Here is a 16,677-nt window from a genome sequence, read left to right on the forward strand (position 1 = left end):
CTATAAAGACTTCATTATCTTTAATACCAACTATAACACCTTCTGTTATAGTTTCTTTATTTGATTTATCAAATGCCTCTAAAAGTTGTTCAAAATCTTCGTCATCAAAAATTTCATTATCTTTTTGAATCTTTTTCTCTACCTCAATCATAGGGTTCCTTTTTAATATTTAAATTTATGAATTGTATCTTATTTTTTATAAATTAATACTAATTTTTTCTTTATTTAAAAAAATAATTCCATTTTATTGAATCTCAAAAGACTTAATTTCGTTTACAACTTCTTGAATAATCCAATCAGGAGTACTAGCTCCAGCACTAATACCGCATAATTTTTTATTTTTAAACCATTTTTTATCTAGCTCATCTTTAGTTTCTATCAAATAACTATCATTACAATAATTTTTTGCAATCAAAAAAAGTTGCTTAGTATTAGAAGAATTTTTTCCACCTACAATAATAACAATATCGCTTTTTTTAGAAAGTTTTGCAATAGCTTCTTGATTTTTAAAGGTTGCATCGCATATAGTGTTAAAGACTCTTACTTCTCTTACTTTTAAAATTAAAAAATTTACAATTTCCATAAAATCTTTTACTTTTTTAGTTGTTTGAGACACTACAGCTATTTTATTAGAAAAATTAATATTTTCTAATTCTTTTTTATCTAGTACAACATAAGCTTTAGTACTTACATAACTTTTTACTCCTTTTACTTCTGGATGATTTTCATCTCCAAAAATAACGACTTCATAACCATCCTTGCTCATTTTTTCACAAATTTGCTGAGGTTTTGTTACAAAAGGACAAGTAGCATCAAAAATTTCAATTTCTTTTTGTTTTAAATTTTCTAAATCTTGTTTTGTAATACCATGAGTTCTTATAATAGCTCTTTTTTCATCGCTAAGTTCTTTAACATCATTAAGGGTTTTAACATTAAATTTTTTCTTAAGGCGCATAATTTCTTCATTATTATGAATCAATGGTCCAATTGTTGCAGCATTTTTAATTTGCTCTGCTTTTTTAATTGCTCTTTTTACTCCAAAACAAAAACCATAATTTTCAGCTAATTCAATCTTCAATTTGTGCTCCTAAATTTTTTAAAATATCCTTAAAATTTGGAAAAGAAGTTTTAATACACTTACTTTGTTTAATCTCAATTCCACACATTAAACCTAAAATAGCAAAAGCCATTGCAATACGATGATCATTAAAGCTTTCAATTATAGCTTTTTTAGGCGAACCCGATACAACTTCAAAACCATCATACAATTCTTTAGCTACAATACCACATTTTTTTAAATTTATTACAATACTTTTTATGCGATCACTTTCTTTTACTCTTAATTCTTTGGCATTTCTTACCCTACTTTTACCCTTGGCAAAAACAAAAGCTATAGCAAGGGCTGGCAATTCATCAATAAGCCAAGAAATATTTTCTTTAATTTCTATGGCTTTTAACTGACTACTTTCAACATAAATTTCACCAATATCCTCAAAATCTCTTTTATTAATTTTATAAGTAATTTTGGCTCCCATTTTTCTTAAGATCTCATACGCTTCAATACGTGTTTTATTAAGTAAAATATTTTTTAAACAAATAGAAGAATGAGGTAATATAAGTGCTGCTAATGCAAAATAAAATGCTGAAGATGGATCATTAGGTATAGTAATATTTAAGGCTTTTAAGGGGCTTTTTAAAGGATTAATTTTAATTTCTAAATGATCTTTACTTATATTAATTGGTGCATTCATAGCTTTTAACATATTTTCACTATGATCTCTACTTAATTCTTCTTCTTTATAAAAAGAAGTTGAATCTGCATTAAAACCGGCTAAAATCATTGCTGTTTTAAGTTGAGCTGAAGAAATTTTACTTTTAAAATCAAAAGATTTTAATTTTGTTCCTTGTATACAAAGTGGAGCAAAACTTGTATTTTCACGCCCATAAATTTTTGCTCCTATTTTCTTAAGAGGCTTGCAAATTCTATCCATAGGACGCTTATTTAAAGAATTATCTCCATTTAAAACAAAAAAGCCGGGTATTCCACTTAATAATCCTATTAACAAACGCATCGTTGTTCCAGAATTACCACAATCTAAAACATTACAAGGAGTGATTAAGGTAGTAGGTGGGGTAATTTTAACCCAAGTATTTTCAATCTCAACTTTAGCCCCTAAGGCTTTAAGTATAGTTAAAGTTCCTAAAGAATCTTCTGCTAAAAGATAATTTTTAGCTATACTTGATTCTTTAGCAAGTAAGGAAAAAATAGCAAAACGCTGAGAAATGCTTTTATCAGAAGCAATATCTTCTAATTCTTTATTAAAAAACCCTAAAGGGTGAACTTTCATCTTAAATGCAAACCTAAATCTTTTAAACCTTCTAAAATTTTATCCATACACGAAACAACTTCACTATCTTCTAAAGTTTTTTCCTTATCTCTAAAAATAAAAGATATAGTAAGACTATATTTATCTTGCAAGGTTTCATCTGTATAAAGATCAACGATTCTAAAACTCTCTAAAATATCAAAATGGTATTTTTCTATGCAAGTTTTAATTTTATCATAAGAAAAATTCTTAGGAATTAAAATGCTCAAATCTCTATGAATACTTGGGAATTTGGAATAAATTTTAGCTTTTTTTTCTTTAAAATTAATAGCATCAACATCAAGCTCACACACATAAGTTTTAAGTAAAGATCTTGCATTTTCAATCTTTAAATGCAATCTTCCTATAAATCCAATTTTAATATCATTAATATATAAATCAGCTTGTTCATAAGGACTCAAAAAAGCATAATTAGAAGCAACTAGTTTAAAATCTCCTATAATATTTTTAATATCAAGCAAGAAATCGTAAAAATTAACTAAATTAGGTTTTGCTTTATTAGAAATTTTACTCTCTTCTTTATAACCTGAATGTATAAAAGCTATATGATTTAATTCTTGATTATCTTGATTAAATACTATTCCACTTTCAAAAAGTTTAACTAGTTTTTTTGAATTTTTAATATTTAAGCTTGCTGCATTTACAAGATGATTTAAAAGCGTAGTTCTTAAGGTATTTAATTCTTGATTTATAGGATTAATAAGTTTTAATTTTATAGGATTAAAACCAAAATCTTTTAGCTCATCTTCACTATCTAAAATAAAGTGCAAACTTTCAAAATAGCCATTATTAACAGCTTTTAATCTTAAATCTAAAAGTTTTTTATAATCTTTATGAACTAAATTTAATCTATTTTTTTCAATAAAATTTAAATTCTTAGATTTTATATTATCTATCCCTATGATTCTAACAACTTCTTCGCAAATATCAGCCAAATTTTTAATATCTGGTCTATGAATAGGAGGTTTAACATTTACCAGGCCTTCTGCGAAAAAAATAATTTCAAAACCTAATTTTTTAAGAATTTTTAAAATCTCATCCTTATCAATAGCTTGTCCTATGATATTGTTTATAGTTTCAATATTTAAAGAAATACTAGGAATTTCTTTCTCTTCTGAAATTTGTTGAGAGCTACTATAAATAACTATACTTGGAATAGTTTTAAATATCTTTAATAAAAAATCCATTCCTAGATTAAGTTTTGGCTCACTTCCTCTAAAACTTCTATAAAAAACATCATTATCTTGCTCTTTATAAACATTTTTTGCATTAGCTATTATAAAAGGATCTGTATAATTTGCTTCTATGATAATAATTTTTGTTTCTATATCACATTTTAACTTCTTCTCTTGATATATACCGCTTATTCCTAATATTTGATTATTACAAGAAACTTTTGTAACCCCATTAGCTTCTTTACTTAAATTAAAAGTTAATTCTTCGCCTTCTTTACTTAATTCATTAAAATTATAAGCATTAAAAAGCACTCCGGTTGAATAAGTTGTATAAAAAAGAAAATTTTCAATTGTATTTGTTTTTAAGACTCCTGCCTGAGCTAATCTTAAACTATATAAAAGTCCAAGTGTTATATTTTCTTTAATTTCAATAGCTCTGTAATTAAACAAGCTATTAAGGTTTTTTTCAGACTGAAGTCTTAAAATTCTACCGATACCCAAAACATTTTCTTCTTCTTTAAAGACAGAAAGCTTTTTTAAATCTAAATCCCAAGCAGTTGCCAAATCCCTTGCTATACCATAAATACTTAAGCAATCCCCTCTATTGGGAGTTAATTCAACCTCAATCAAATCATCATTAAAAATACTATACTCGTTTAAAGCTCGACCTAACTCTAATTTACCTATACTCTCATCTAAAACTAAAATTCCGTCATTAGTTTTAGCAAAACCTAATTCAACAGATGAACAAAGCATTCCATAAGAATCTACCCCTCTAAGCTTTGTCTTATTTATCATCATACCATTTGGCATTAAAGCTCCAATTAAAGCCACAGCTACAAATTGTCCCTGTGCTACATTGGAAGCACCACATACAATCTGTAAAATCTCACTTCCAACATCTACTTGACAAATACTTAATTTATCAGAATTTTCATGTTTAATTTTTTCTTTAACAAAACCTACAACAATTTTATCAGGAACTCTTAATCTATAAGCATTAGCAACCTCTATCCCTATAGAATTTAAAGTATTGACCAATTCATTTAAATTCTTTTTTTCTATATCAAGCCAATCACTTAACCAACTTCTTGTAATTATCATCTAAATTGCTCCAATAATCTTAAATCTCCTTCAAATAAAGATCTTAAATCAGGAATTTGATGAAGTAGCATAGCAAATCTTTCAACACCAAGCCCAAAAGCATAACCACTTACATTTTTATAATTTACAAAATTATATACATTAGGATCCACAATACCGCAACCTAAAACCTCAAGCCACCCTGTATTTTTACAAACCCTACATCCTTGACCTTTACAAAAAACACAAGAAATATCAACTTCAGCAGAAGGCTCTGTAAAAGGGAAGAAACTTGGGCGAAATCTAATATTAATATCTTTAAACATATAATGTAAAAAATCTTCTAATACGCCTTTTAAATGAGCAAAACTTATTTTTTGCCCCTCTTCTACTACAAGAGCTTCAACTTGATGAAACATAGGAGTATGTGTTATATCAAAATCTCTCCTAAAAACAACACCAGGTGCTATCATACGAATAGGTGGTTTTTGCTTTAACATAGTTCTTATTTGCACAGGAGAGGTTTGAGTCCTTAAAAGTCTTTTATCATCAAAATAAAAAGTATCTTGCATATCTCTTGCCGGATGAGATTTTGGCAAATTTAAAGCTTCAAAATTATAAAAATCTTCTTCAATTAAAGGACCTTTTTCAACGCTAAAATTTAAATTCAAAAAATATTCTATAATCTTATCCATAGTGCTAAGAACTGGATGTAAAGCTCCTGATGTAGAAGTTTCATCAAAATAAGTAAAATTTAAAACATCTTGTTTCATTTTTTCATTTAATTCTAAATCTTCTAATTCTTTTAATCTCAAAGCAAAAAAATGATTGAATTCATCTTTTTGCTTATTTAATATACTTGCCAATTCTTTTTTTTCTTCTCCATTAATATTCTTAAGCTCTGAAAATTTTTGCGTTAGAATACCTTTTTTTCCAAGAACTGAAACTCTAAGATTTTCAAGATCATTTAAATTACTACATTTTTTAATTTGTTCAATAATTTGTTGCAATTTTTTACCTTACTTTCATAATAAAAATTTAAATTATTTTATAAAAATAAATTTAAATTCACAATAAAAATTCTAAGATATAATTTTAGAAAAATATAAAGGACGAAAATGCGTGAAAAAACTATTTTTGAAAAAATTGTTGATGGAGAACTTCCTTGTAATAAAGTCTTAGAAAATGAAGATTTTTTAGCCTTTCATGATATTAATCCTAAAGCTCCTATACATATTTTAATTATTCCTAAAAAACATTTTAAAGATTTTCAAGAATTTGATCCTAATTTGATGGCAAAAATGACTTCTTTTATACAAGAGTTAGCAATACTTTTAGAGCTCGATAAAAAAGGATATAAGCTTTTAACAAATTGTGGAAAAAATAGCGGACAAGAAGTTTTTCATCTTCATTTTCATATGCTAGGTGGTTTTTAAAAATTTTAGCAAAAGTAAAATTACTTTTGCTAAATTATAATTTAGGACCAAATTTACTATATTCAATTCCTTCTTTTACATCTTCATAACGTTTAAAATTTTCTATAAACATCATAGCTAATTTATTTCTTGTATCAATATATTCATTTTTATTATTCCAAGTATTAATAGGATTTAAAAGCGTAGTTTCAACACCATTTAAAGACTTAGGTATTAATAAATTAAAAACATCAAAAGTTTCAAATTCACATTGATTAATACTACCATCTAAAATAGCATTAATACAAGCTCTTGTAGCTTTAATACTCATTCTTTTACCAACCCCATACTTTCCACCACTCCAACCCGTATTTATTAAATACACATTAACCTTGTATGTATCTATTTTTTCTCCTAATAATCTTGCATAAACGGTTGGATGAAGCGGCATAAAAGGCTCGCCAAAACAAGCAGAAAAAGTTGCTTGTGGTTCAGTAATTCCGCGTTCTGTTCCCGCTACTTTTGCCGTATAACCACTTAAAAAATAATACATAGCTTGTTCTTTATTTAATTTACTAACAGGAGGTAAAACCCCAAAAGCATCAGCTGTTAAAAAAATGATATTTCTAGGATGAGTTGCTTTTAAGTCTTTTTTATGATTTTGAATATGCTCAATCGGATAAGAAACTCTAGTATTTTCAGTTTTTGAAGAATCTGCAAAATCAACACTTTTATCCTCTCTTAATACAACATTTTCTAAAAGAGCATTTTTTTTAATAGCTGCATAAATTTCAGGTTCATTATTTGGATCTAAATTAATTGTTTTAGCATAACATCCACCTTCAAAATTAAAAATTCCCTCATCATCCCAACCATGTTCATCATCTCCTATCAGCTGTCTATTAGGATCTGTTGAAAGTGTAGTTTTTCCTGTGCCACTTAATCCAAAAAATAAAGCTACATCACCATCTTTCCCTACATTAGCGCTACAATGCATAGAAAGCTTATTTTCAAGCGGAAGCCAATAATTCATCATAGAAAAAATTCCTTTTTTCATTTCTCCGCCATAATAAGTCCCTCCAATAATCGCTATATTTTGCTCTATATTAAAAACAACAAAAACTTCCGAATTTAAACCATCTTTTTTAAAATCTTCATTAATACATTTACAAGCATTATAAACAATAAAATCTGGATTAAAATTTTTTAATTCTTCTTCTGTAGGTCTTATAAACATATTTTTTACAAAGTGGGCTTGCCAAGCAAATTCAGTAACAAAGCGAACACTTTTTCTAGAATTTAAAGAAGCTCCACAATAAGCATCTTGAATATAAACATTTTTTCCACTTAATTGTTTTTTAGCCTTTTTTAAAAGCTTTTCAAATAATTCTTTTGTGATAGGCTGATTAATTTTTCCCCACGAAATATAGTTTTGAGAAGGATCTTGTTTGACAAAATATTTATCTTTGGGACTACGCCCTGTAAATATCCCTGTATCAACACAAAAAGTACCATTTAAACAACTTTCACCTTCTTTATTATTTTTTTCATGCTCATTTAACTCTTCGTAGCTTAAATTATAAAATACTTTTATATTTTCCAAACCTAATGCATCAAAATTTTTCATAACTTTTCCTTAAAAATTTATTTAAAACTTGCAATAATTTGACCTTCACTTACGCTATCACCTAATGATACAAAAATTTTCTCGATAACTCCATCTTTTGGAGAATTAATATCCATTTCCATTTTCATAGCTTCTAAAATCATTATCTTTTGTCCTGCTTTTACTTCTTCTCCTTCTTTAATACAGATTTTAAAAACATTACCAGAAATCTCAGAAGATATTGCTTGTTTATTATTAAAATTATTTTGTGTATTTAAATTAACTTCTTTTTTTTCTTTAACAATTAAATCTTTATCATCTTTTGGGTTAATTTCAACATCATATTTATTTCCATTAACTAAAACTTCAAATTTATTTTGTTTTAACGATAAATTTTTAGATAATTCATCCTGTATTTTGCGAATATTGACTTTAGCTTCGCCTTTTAAAAAAGTTATTCCTTTTTCTTTACAAGCTGCTACAATAAAAATATTTTCTTCACTTTCTTCAATATTATGTTCTTTAAGAATTTTTTTAATATAAGCTATACTTTTTGTCTCATCCTCATCTGCTAAATCGATAGCCAATTTTGTAGTTGGTTTTAAATTTAATTGTTCTGCAGCAAGATTTACAATCTCATCATCTGGTTTAACTGGAGTTTTTCCAAAATATCCAAGTATCATTTTACCATAACCTGGTGCAATTTTTTTCCAAGGACCAAAAATTACATTATTAAAAGCTTGCTGAAAATAAAATTGCGAAACAGGCGTAACTGAGGTTCCAAATCCCCCTTTTTCTACAACCTCTTGCATAGCTTTAATCACTTCAGGAAGTTTATTTAAAACATTATTATCTCTCATCATTTGAGTATTCGCTGTTAATGCACCTCCTGGCATAGGAGAAAATAAGATAAGAGGATTTGTCATAGAGGCTTCAGGAGGTAAAAAATATTCTTTTAAACAATCTTTTAAAACTTCTTCGTATTTTAAAACTTTTTCTTCTTCTAATCCACCCAAATCATAATCTCTACCTTTTACAGCATGAAGCATTGTCAAAATATCAGGTTGAGAAGTTCCTCCGCTTACTGGAGCTGCTGCTAAGTCTATACCATCTACACCAGCCTCTAAAGCCGCCAAATAGCAAGCAACACTTACTCCGGCACTTTCATGAGTATGAAATCTTATATGTGTTTCTTGTGGCAATATTTTCCTAGCCATTTTAATTGTTTCATAAATTTTATTTGGATTTGAAGTTCCACTAGCATCTTTAAAGCAAAGACTTGAAAAAGGAATTTGTTCTTTTAAAATTTCTTTTAGAATTTTTTCATAAAAAGGAACATCATGGGTTCCTTTACAACCCGGTGGCAAATCCATTAAAGTTATAGCTAACTCATGTTTTAATCCATACTTATTTATACATTCTGCACTAAATTTGAGATTATTAACATCATTTAAAGCATCGAAATTTCTTATTGTTGTCGTTCCATGTTTAGCAAATAATTTAGCATGCAAATCAATTATTTCTCTACTTGCTGTTTCTAAAGCAACAGTATTAACTCCTCTTGATAATGTTTGCAAATTTGCTTCTTTTCCAACAATTTCTCTAAATTTATCCATCATTAAAAAAGCATCTTCATTTAAATAAAAATATAAACTTTGAAATCTTGCTCCACCACCAAATTCAAAATGAGTTATCCCTGCTTCTTTTGCAGCTTCTAAAGCAGGGAAAAAATCATTCATTAAAACTCTTGCTCCATAAATTGATTGAAAACCATCTCTAAAAGTAGTATCCATTACATCTATAAATTTTTTAGCCATACATTTTCCCTAAAAATCTAAATTCTTAAGCATTATACAAAAATTTGATAACACATAATAAAAATTATTGCCAAAGGTGCAATAAAACGAACAAAAAATAACCAAAATAAAAAAATCTTTCTATTTAAAAATTTGCAAAAAATTTTGTAAATTCTTTTTTTGTCTATAAAAAAACCAACAAAAATAGAGCTTGTTATTGCTCCTAAAGGTAATAAAAAATTTGAAGTAAAATTATCTAAAATTTCAAAAAAATTAACTTTTAAAAAAGAAAAATTTTTATTAAGAGATAGAATACAAAGTATTCCTAAAATATAAACAATAAATCCTATAAAAACTAATGCCTTTATACGCGTTATTTTATAATTATTTATCATATAAAAAACAAGAGGTTCTATCATAGAAACTGCAGAAGTAATTCCGGCAAAAAACAAAGCTAAAAAAAAGATAAAGGCTAAAAAATAACCTAAAATTCCAAGTTGTTTAAATAAGCTTATTAAAGAAATAAAAACTAAACTAGCACCTTGAGAGTGAGGATTGGCATCGAATTCAAAAATAAAAGTAAAAACTATGAGTCCCATCATTAGTGAAATCAAAAGATTAATCAACACAATAAAAATTGAACTTTTGATAAAATTCGTTTTTTTATTTAAGGCTACTGAATAAGTTACAATACAACCTATACCAAGACAAAGGGTAAAAAAAGCAAGACCTAAAGCTTTCAAAACAGATTGAAAATTAAAATTAGAAAAATTAGGATAAAAAAGATAATTCAAAGCTTTAATAAACCCATTATCAAAATTGATACAAACAATCAACATAAAAATTAACATTAAAAAAAGACTAGGCATTATAATAATATTAAGCTTTTCAATGCCTTTTATTAGACCCTTAGAAACAATAAATAAAGTCAAGAAAAAAGATAATGTATAAAATAATAAAGAAATACTTAAATTTTCACTAGTTAAGTTTATAAAATCAAGCTTTGCCGCTTCTAAATTCACAGGTAAATAAAATATACTAGTAAAAGTATATTTTAAAACCCATCCCATAATCATAAGATAAAAAGAAAGAACAAAAATTCCTCCCAACATAAACAAACCAGCATAACGCCATTTTTCAGGATATTTAATAGCAAGACTTGAATAAGCATTTGCTAAATCGCTTTTACTTAATCTTCCCATAGCAATTTCTGCCAAAAAAACACTAAAACCTATCGTTAAAGTAAAAAATAGATATAAAAGGACAAAAATAAAACCTCCATTTTCTGCACTTAAAGTTGGAAATTTCCAAGCATTTCCAAGACCTATTGCACCTCCAGCCACTGCTAAAATAAAACCTATTTTACTAAAATAATTTCTCATAATTTATCTAATAAATGTACTAATCATGATAATAATAACAGCTAAAGGAGAAATAAAACGTAAAAATATATACCAAAGCTCAAAATAAATTCCTCTCATATAAGGTTTAAAAAGAATTTTTAAACCTTCTTTCTTCATAATAAAACCAACAAAAATGGCTACCAAAATTCCACCAAGAGGCATAATAATTTTACTTGATAAAGAATCTAATACATCAAAAAAACTCATTCCAAAAAAACTAAGATATCCTTGAGTAAAATTAAGATAAGATAAAATACAAAGAATACCTAAAATATATACAACAACTCCAATGATTACAAGAGCTTTTTTGCGACTCATTTCATAAGTATTAATAAGATAAAAGGCAAAAGGTTCTATCATGGAAACTGCAGAAGTAATTCCGGCAAAAATCAAAGATATAAAAAAAGCTACAGCAAAAATAGAACCTATAATGCCTAATTTAGAAAATAAGGTTGATAAAGAAATAAAAATCAAACCAGGACCACTTACAGCTGGATCCGCATTAAATTCAAAAATAAAAGTAAAAACTATAAGTCCCATTAAAATACCTACTAAAATATTAATAAAAATAATATTTAAAGTACTAGTAATAAAATTTGTTTTTTCAGGCAAGCTAGCCGAATAGGTAACAATAGTTCCAACTCCTAAAGAAAGACTAAAAAAAGCCATACCTAAAGCTTCTAAAATAGCAGAAACGGAAATCTTTGAAAAATCTGGAATAAATAAAAATTTAGCTGCCATATAAAAACCATCTTTGCTCATTGTATAAACAAGCATCATAATAAGCAAAATAAATAAAGTTGGCATCATCCAAATATTTAATTTTTCAATCCCATTTTTAATACCTTTAGAAACTATATAAAAAATAAGCAAAAATACCAAAGTAAAACAAATAAACTGACTTAAAAAATCTTTATGCAATAACTCACTAAACTGATCTTTTGCAGAATTAATATCAAAAGGAAGTTCAAATGTAATACTTAAAAAAACATATTTTAAAATCCAACCAATTATCACACTATAAAAAGAAACAATTAAAATACTAGCTATCATAGTAAAACCAGCAAAAGACCATTCTTTTTTATATTTAGGTGCTAATATTTTATAAGCATTGACAGGATCTTTTTCGCTTAATTTACCAAGAGCTAACTCAGCAAGAAAAATCACAAAACCAACCCCAAGAGTTAAGATAAGATATAAAAAAACAAAAGCCGAACCTCCATTTTGTCCAACCAAAGTTGGGAATTTCCATGCATTTCCAAGACCAACAGCTGATCCTGCTACGGCCAACACAAAACCTATTTTTGAAAATTTAGAACTCAAAATATAACCTTTATCAAAATATTTATTTTATTTAATATTAAAGCAAAAAAAAGTTTAATTTTTATTGAGATAAGTAATTTTCAATAAAAATAAAGTTAAATGATTATATAATTTTAGCTTATAATATACTTTGTCATTTAAAAGTAGGGATACGCAAGCCGAAATTATGATTTTAGTATTTTATAAATTATAAAAAGGATTTATTATTATGAAAAAAACTATTTTTTTATTATGTGCTTTAACAGCAGTTGCCTTTGCTGAAACAAATACCACAACTCAATTAGGTATCCAAGGAACAATGGATGCATGGATTAAAGCATTTTCAGTCTTAGCGGCTGGTTTAGGAGTTGGAGTTGCAGCTTTAGGTGGTGCTATAGGTATGGGAAATACAGCAGCAGCAACAATAGCAGGAACAGCTAGAAATCCTGGACTTGGATCTAAGTTAATGACTACAATGTTTATTGCTCTTGCTATGATCGAAGCACAAGTTATTTATGCTTTAGTTATTGCTTTATTACTTCTTTATGGAAATCCTTTTCTATAAAAAGCTTCTAAATTTTTAGAAGCTTTTTTAAATTTATGCGGTTATGGTGGAATTGGTAGACACGCTATCTTGAGGGGGTAGTATGCTTCGCATGTGCGAGTTCAAGTCTCGCTAACCGCACCATTTTTATATATATTTTTTATAAATCAATAACTTGCATACTTTATCTGTTTTAATATAAAAATTATCTTTTAAGGCTTCATTTAACGTAGCACTAGCCAAAAGTGGTAATGATAAATTTTTAAGTGGGTATTTAAGATTTTTTGAACTAATTTTTATATGTGGATCAAAACAAAATATAGAAATTTGTTGCCCTTTAACACTAGAAATCTTACAGGGAGTTTTAACAACTTCAAATTCGCCATAATCGCTTTTCATAATAACATTTTTACAAGCTTTAGCATATAAAAGTAATAAAGAGATATTCCCTAAAGTATGATCTTCTCTTTTACCAGTAGCTCCTAAAATTACAAATTCATTAAAACCCAAATTTAAACCATAATAAAAAGCTTTAGATAAATCATTGCTCATTTGTTCTTGAATATAAACAATTTTTTCAAAATATTTTTCTTTTAGCTTTTTATCAATACTATCTAAATCACCTATAATTACATCTACTTTAATACCCAAACGATCAATATGTGCAATTGCCCCATCACAAACTATAATAAAAGGTGCATTTTTTAACTCATTAATTAAAAATTTCTTTTTAGGAAAAGCACCATTAGCAAGTATATAAGCTTTCATTATAACTCTTTTTCCATATAAAATAATAATATAAACCAATAATTAAAAAAATAATCATATTTAAAAGTTGAGCTATATTTTCTTTAGAATATTCAAAAATTAAAAACCAAATTAAAACATTAGTAATATTAGCTAAAGTAACTAATAAGTAATTTTGAATATATCGTTTTACTTGTAAATAAAATGCAACAATTTGAGCAACAACAGCAAAACCATTAAGATACGCAAATGTAGTATTAATTTTTTCTAAAAAAATTCCATATAAAATTGTTAAAATTAAAACTATACAAAAACTAATTATAATATTTTTAAATTTTAAGCTTCTAATATTAACAAAATTATTTTCATTTTGATGATTTTTCCAGTGTATAATACCCAATATATTCATAGGTAAATAAATAAGATTTAACATAACATCGCCATACAAATTAGTTTTATAGGCTATATAAATATAACAAATAGAATATATAATACCAAAAATAAAACAAATTAGTTTCTTAGCTCCAGCAAAAAATGCATAAATAATTCCGCACGAAGCAGTAAAAATACTTAAAATATCTGTGCTAATAATTAAACTTGTTAAAATAACAAAAATTAGAGTCGCTAATAATGAGAAATAAAATTTAAAAGATAAATCACTTAATTGAGCTTTTAACAAAACTATCCTTCCTTACGCAAGTATTATCTTGCAAGTTCTAAGGGTATAATCTCAGCCTAAGCACCCCTTGGATATAAATTTATATTATTATAAAAAATTATATTTTAGTAAAATATTAAAATATTTAATAAAATATCCTTCACCCCCTTATACTTTTAATCACTCTAAAATCATCTAATATCTTTACAATATCACTAACACTAGCCCCACTTATTAACATAAAATCAAAATATCTATCTTTATTATTATCAAATAAAATACTATAGGTGTTATTATCTATATAATTTGCTTCTTTTAATAATTTATACCAAGCCCATTCTCCTTTATAATTTTTATTATAATTTATATTTGTATTATTAAAAGAATAAGCATTTAAGCTTAAAATAGTAGAAGTATTAAACTGATCTCCAATAATTTGTAAATTCGTTTTTAAAGTATGATCATATCTTATTTTATAAGAATTATAAGAAAGTTCTATAAAAGAAAAACTAGAACTTAAATCTAAACTTTTTAACATAAAATTAATTTTTACATTATCATTTAAATCAAGCATTAAATTTGAAAGTGTATAAGATTTTGAAAGAAAAGCTAAAAATTCCTTAGAAAAAGCAAATCTCTTAGCAAAACTTTCTTTGATAAAATACTCATTTTTCTTTCTAATTAAAACATTATTTAAGTATTTTTCATAAAACTGATTTAAAGTTCCACTTTTACCAAAAAATTCTTTAAAAGCATCTATGCTTAAATCATCATTAGAATTATTATTAAAAGGATAAAATGGGGCTATATTATTTATAAAAGGGGAATAAACCTCATTAAACCAAGCATTATTAAGTAATAAAAACCCATAATCTTGCAAAAATCCATAAGAATAAGAAGCAAGTAAAGAATAATATCTTTGCAAACTAGGTGGTAATTTTTTAATATGGGTTAAAAATACATCAAATACATCATTTGCTTCTTTGTTTTTATTAAAAATATAATTTATTTTTTCTTGAGTATTTAAATCATCATTAGTAAAGCTAGAAATTTTATTAATCAAAGAATTTAAATCCTCGCTTATAATATCCATAATATTATTTATATTATTGGTATTATTTGTATTTAAAATATTATCTATTAAGCCTTTATTATCTAAAAGAGTATGATAAGCACTAAAATAATTACTCACACTCATAAAAGCTGTTTTAATTTCACTAGCATTAATACCTAAATTATAAGCCTCGCTTAGCAATAAAGCATCATTTAAATTAGTATTAGTATTTATAATTTGAATTAAAGCTTTTATAGGATTTTCTTTGCTTGCTAAGATATTTAAACTATCAAGCAAAGCTTCTTTTGAGGTATATCTTTGAGGAGCAAGATTTAAAAGTAAATTTTTGTATTGTTCTTTATATTGTTCTAAATATAATTTAATAATATTTAAAATAATAAAATTTTTACTTTCTTTTTTTGAATTTAAACCATCAAATACCCAATCATCTATATTTATAGCTTGATTAATGTTTTGATTAATATTTCTTAAAAAAGCTATCAATGCTTTTTTATTATAAGATAAATCTACATTAATGCTTTTATTTGCAAAAATATTTTCTAAAGGAAAACCTAACTCATCTTTAAGATTGTAATTTTGTTCTTTTTGATTTGTAGTTAAGAAATTAAGTAAAAAATAAATTCTTTGAAATTTATTTATTTTATTAAGTTTTAAAAAGGCTTCATTGATACTTTGTTTATTTTCTAAAAACTCATTTAGGTCAATCTTTTTAAGAGTATCAACCCTATTTAAGAAATTTTCTTTTGAAAGTTCATATTTATTTAAAAAGATCCAATTTTTATCAATCCATTTTTTTAGCAATTCTTTATTAAGAGCATTTTCTTTAAATAAAGATCTATACATATATAAAGTTTCAACTAAAATTTTAGGATCATTTTGAGTTTGTAAAATATTTTCCATTTCTTTAATTAGAGTATTTTCAAGTATGCTTTCATTGAGTTTATAATAAAAATCTAAAATAGGCGTAAAAGCTTTATAAGAGATATTTAAATTAAAATATTCTAAAAAAGAAGTTTTATTGTTAAATTCAGAATAAGAACTTAATATACTTTTTAAATTAGCAAGCAACTTAGCTTTTTGTAAAATATCTAAATGCTTATAATCTGAATCTGCTAACAAGGTATTGATTTGATTTAAAACATTATTAGCTTTTTGTTGTTCTTTATTACTAGTTTCAATAAAATAAGAAGATAAAAAATAAGAACAAATAAATAAAGCTAATATTAAAAATAAAAAACTAAATCTTTTAAATAAATTCTTTAAAGTCAATTGGCTTAAAAAATAATCTTTAAAAATAATATCTTCAAATAAAGATTTGATAAAATAACTTTGTTTATTTACAAGACGCATTGAGTGTGCTAAAGGTTTTTTTATATCATATTTTTCACATACAGCATCAAGTAAAAAATTTCTTGGAATATTTTCTTGATAAGCACTAATAAAATATACTCCTCTTAAATAGGGTTGATACTCTTAAAAAGATTGA

At 25.8% G+C, this 16,677-nt stretch carries 13 protein-coding genes, 1 tRNA gene, 1 pseudogene and 1 riboswitch; of the genes and pseudogenes, 3 read left to right on the top strand and 12 right to left on the bottom strand.

The features are described from left to right. Nucleotides 1–244: 244 nt before the first annotated feature. From JG677_RS03970 to pheS, 4 genes are read right to left on the bottom strand one after another with little or no spacing between them, the layout of a single operon-like run. On the bottom strand, nucleotides 245–1,078 hold the full coding sequence (locus JG677_RS03970; RefSeq protein WP_200170362.1) for a 4-hydroxy-3-methylbut-2-enyl diphosphate reductase: 834 nt from the start codon (nucleotides 1,076–1,078) through the stop codon (nucleotides 245–247). Next, nucleotides 1,068–2,348 carry a 3-phosphoshikimate 1-carboxyvinyltransferase gene (gene aroA / locus JG677_RS03975; protein ID WP_200285282.1) on the bottom strand — a complete coding sequence of 427 codons (1,281 nt, stop codon included), beginning with the start codon at nucleotides 2,346–2,348 and terminating at the stop codon, nucleotides 1,068–1,070. Before aroA ends, JG677_RS03970 begins: the two co-directional genes overlap by 11 nt. Beyond that, nucleotides 2,345–4,666, bottom strand: a complete 2,322-nt coding sequence (gene pheT / locus JG677_RS03980; RefSeq protein WP_200285284.1) for a phenylalanine--tRNA ligase subunit beta — start codon at nucleotides 4,664–4,666, stop codon at nucleotides 2,345–2,347. The genes aroA and pheT overlap by 4 nt, the downstream gene beginning before the upstream one ends. Beyond that, nucleotides 4,663–5,655, bottom strand: coding sequence for a phenylalanine--tRNA ligase subunit alpha (gene pheS / locus JG677_RS03985; protein ID WP_200285286.1), 993 nt, complete (start codon nucleotides 5,653–5,655; stop codon nucleotides 4,663–4,665). The genes pheT and pheS overlap by 4 nt, the downstream gene beginning before the upstream one ends. A 108-nt stretch (nucleotides 5,656–5,763) precedes the next feature. Between pheS and JG677_RS03990 the strand changes: the two genes are divergently transcribed. Beyond that, complete coding sequence (locus JG677_RS03990) at nucleotides 5,764–6,081, top strand: histidine triad nucleotide-binding protein (protein ID WP_200170366.1); 318 nt, start codon at nucleotides 5,764–5,766, stop codon at nucleotides 6,079–6,081. A gap of 34 nt (nucleotides 6,082–6,115) precedes the next feature. Here JG677_RS03990 and pckA read toward each other — a convergent pair whose 3' ends face one another. Genes pckA through JG677_RS04010 form a run of 4 tightly spaced genes read right to left on the bottom strand, consistent with a single transcriptional unit; the run spans nucleotide 6,116 to nucleotide 12,188 of the window. Then, nucleotides 6,116–7,687: a phosphoenolpyruvate carboxykinase (ATP) gene (gene pckA, locus JG677_RS03995; RefSeq protein ID WP_200285288.1), complete on the bottom strand. Its 1,572-nt coding sequence runs from the start codon at nucleotides 7,685–7,687 to the stop codon at nucleotides 6,116–6,118. 17 nt (nucleotides 7,688–7,704) lie between these two features. Then, nucleotides 7,705–9,483: a biotin/lipoyl-containing protein gene (locus tag JG677_RS04000; RefSeq protein ID WP_200170368.1), complete on the bottom strand. Its 1,779-nt coding sequence runs from the start codon at nucleotides 9,481–9,483 to the stop codon at nucleotides 7,705–7,707. A gap of 32 nt (nucleotides 9,484–9,515) precedes the next feature. Continuing rightward, entirely contained in the window at nucleotides 9,516–10,844 is a 1,329-nt protein-coding gene (locus tag JG677_RS04005; protein ID WP_200285290.1) for a sodium-dependent transporter, read from the bottom strand. Nucleotides 10,845–10,847: 3 nt separating this feature from the next. After that, nucleotides 10,848–12,188 (bottom strand): sodium-dependent transporter, encoded by a 1,341-nt coding sequence (locus JG677_RS04010; protein ID WP_200285292.1) that lies wholly within the window; start codon nucleotides 12,186–12,188, stop codon nucleotides 10,848–10,850. Nucleotides 12,189–12,396: 208 nt separating this feature from the next. Between JG677_RS04010 and JG677_RS04015 the strand changes: the two genes are divergently transcribed. Both JG677_RS04015 and JG677_RS04020 read left to right on the top strand, forming a co-directional pair. After that, a complete protein-coding gene (locus JG677_RS04015; protein ID WP_200170371.1) occupies nucleotides 12,397–12,732 on the top strand; it encodes a F0F1 ATP synthase subunit C in 336 nt (111 codons plus the stop codon). A gap of 37 nt (nucleotides 12,733–12,769) precedes the next feature. Further along, nucleotides 12,770–12,855 (top strand) — tRNA-Leu (locus tag JG677_RS04020). A gap of 3 nt (nucleotides 12,856–12,858) precedes the next feature. On the opposite strand, the gene JG677_RS04025 is transcribed toward JG677_RS04020, so the two are convergent. The 4 genes and pseudogenes from JG677_RS04025 to JG677_RS09030 all read right to left on the bottom strand — a co-directional run. After that, nucleotides 12,859–13,479: a thiamine diphosphokinase gene (locus JG677_RS04025; protein WP_200285294.1), complete on the bottom strand. Its 621-nt coding sequence runs from the start codon at nucleotides 13,477–13,479 to the stop codon at nucleotides 12,859–12,861. Then, nucleotides 13,457–14,137 (bottom strand): nicotinamide riboside transporter PnuC, encoded by a 681-nt coding sequence (gene pnuC, locus JG677_RS04030; RefSeq protein WP_200285297.1) that lies wholly within the window; start codon nucleotides 14,135–14,137, stop codon nucleotides 13,457–13,459. The genes JG677_RS04025 and pnuC overlap by 23 nt, the downstream gene beginning before the upstream one ends. Further along, nucleotides 14,130–14,215, bottom strand: a riboswitch (TPP riboswitch). Its footprint overlaps the gene before it by 8 nt. A 61-nt stretch (nucleotides 14,216–14,276) precedes the next feature. Then, the gene (locus tag JG677_RS09025) at nucleotides 14,277–15,314 is read right to left on the bottom strand and encodes a type VI secretion IcmF C-terminal domain-containing protein (RefSeq protein WP_325099523.1); all 1,038 of its coding nucleotides are present in this window, start codon (nucleotides 15,312–15,314) and stop codon (nucleotides 14,277–14,279) included. Nucleotides 15,315–15,398: 84 nt separating this feature from the next. After that, nucleotides 15,399–16,649: pseudogene (locus tag JG677_RS09030) on the bottom strand (ImcF-related family protein); the annotation flags it as partial. Nucleotides 16,650–16,677: the final 28 nt, after the last annotated feature.

The organism is Campylobacter sp. TTU-622 (genome assembly GCF_016598965.1).
Taxonomy (GTDB): domain Bacteria; phylum Campylobacterota; class Campylobacteria; order Campylobacterales; family Campylobacteraceae; genus Campylobacter_D.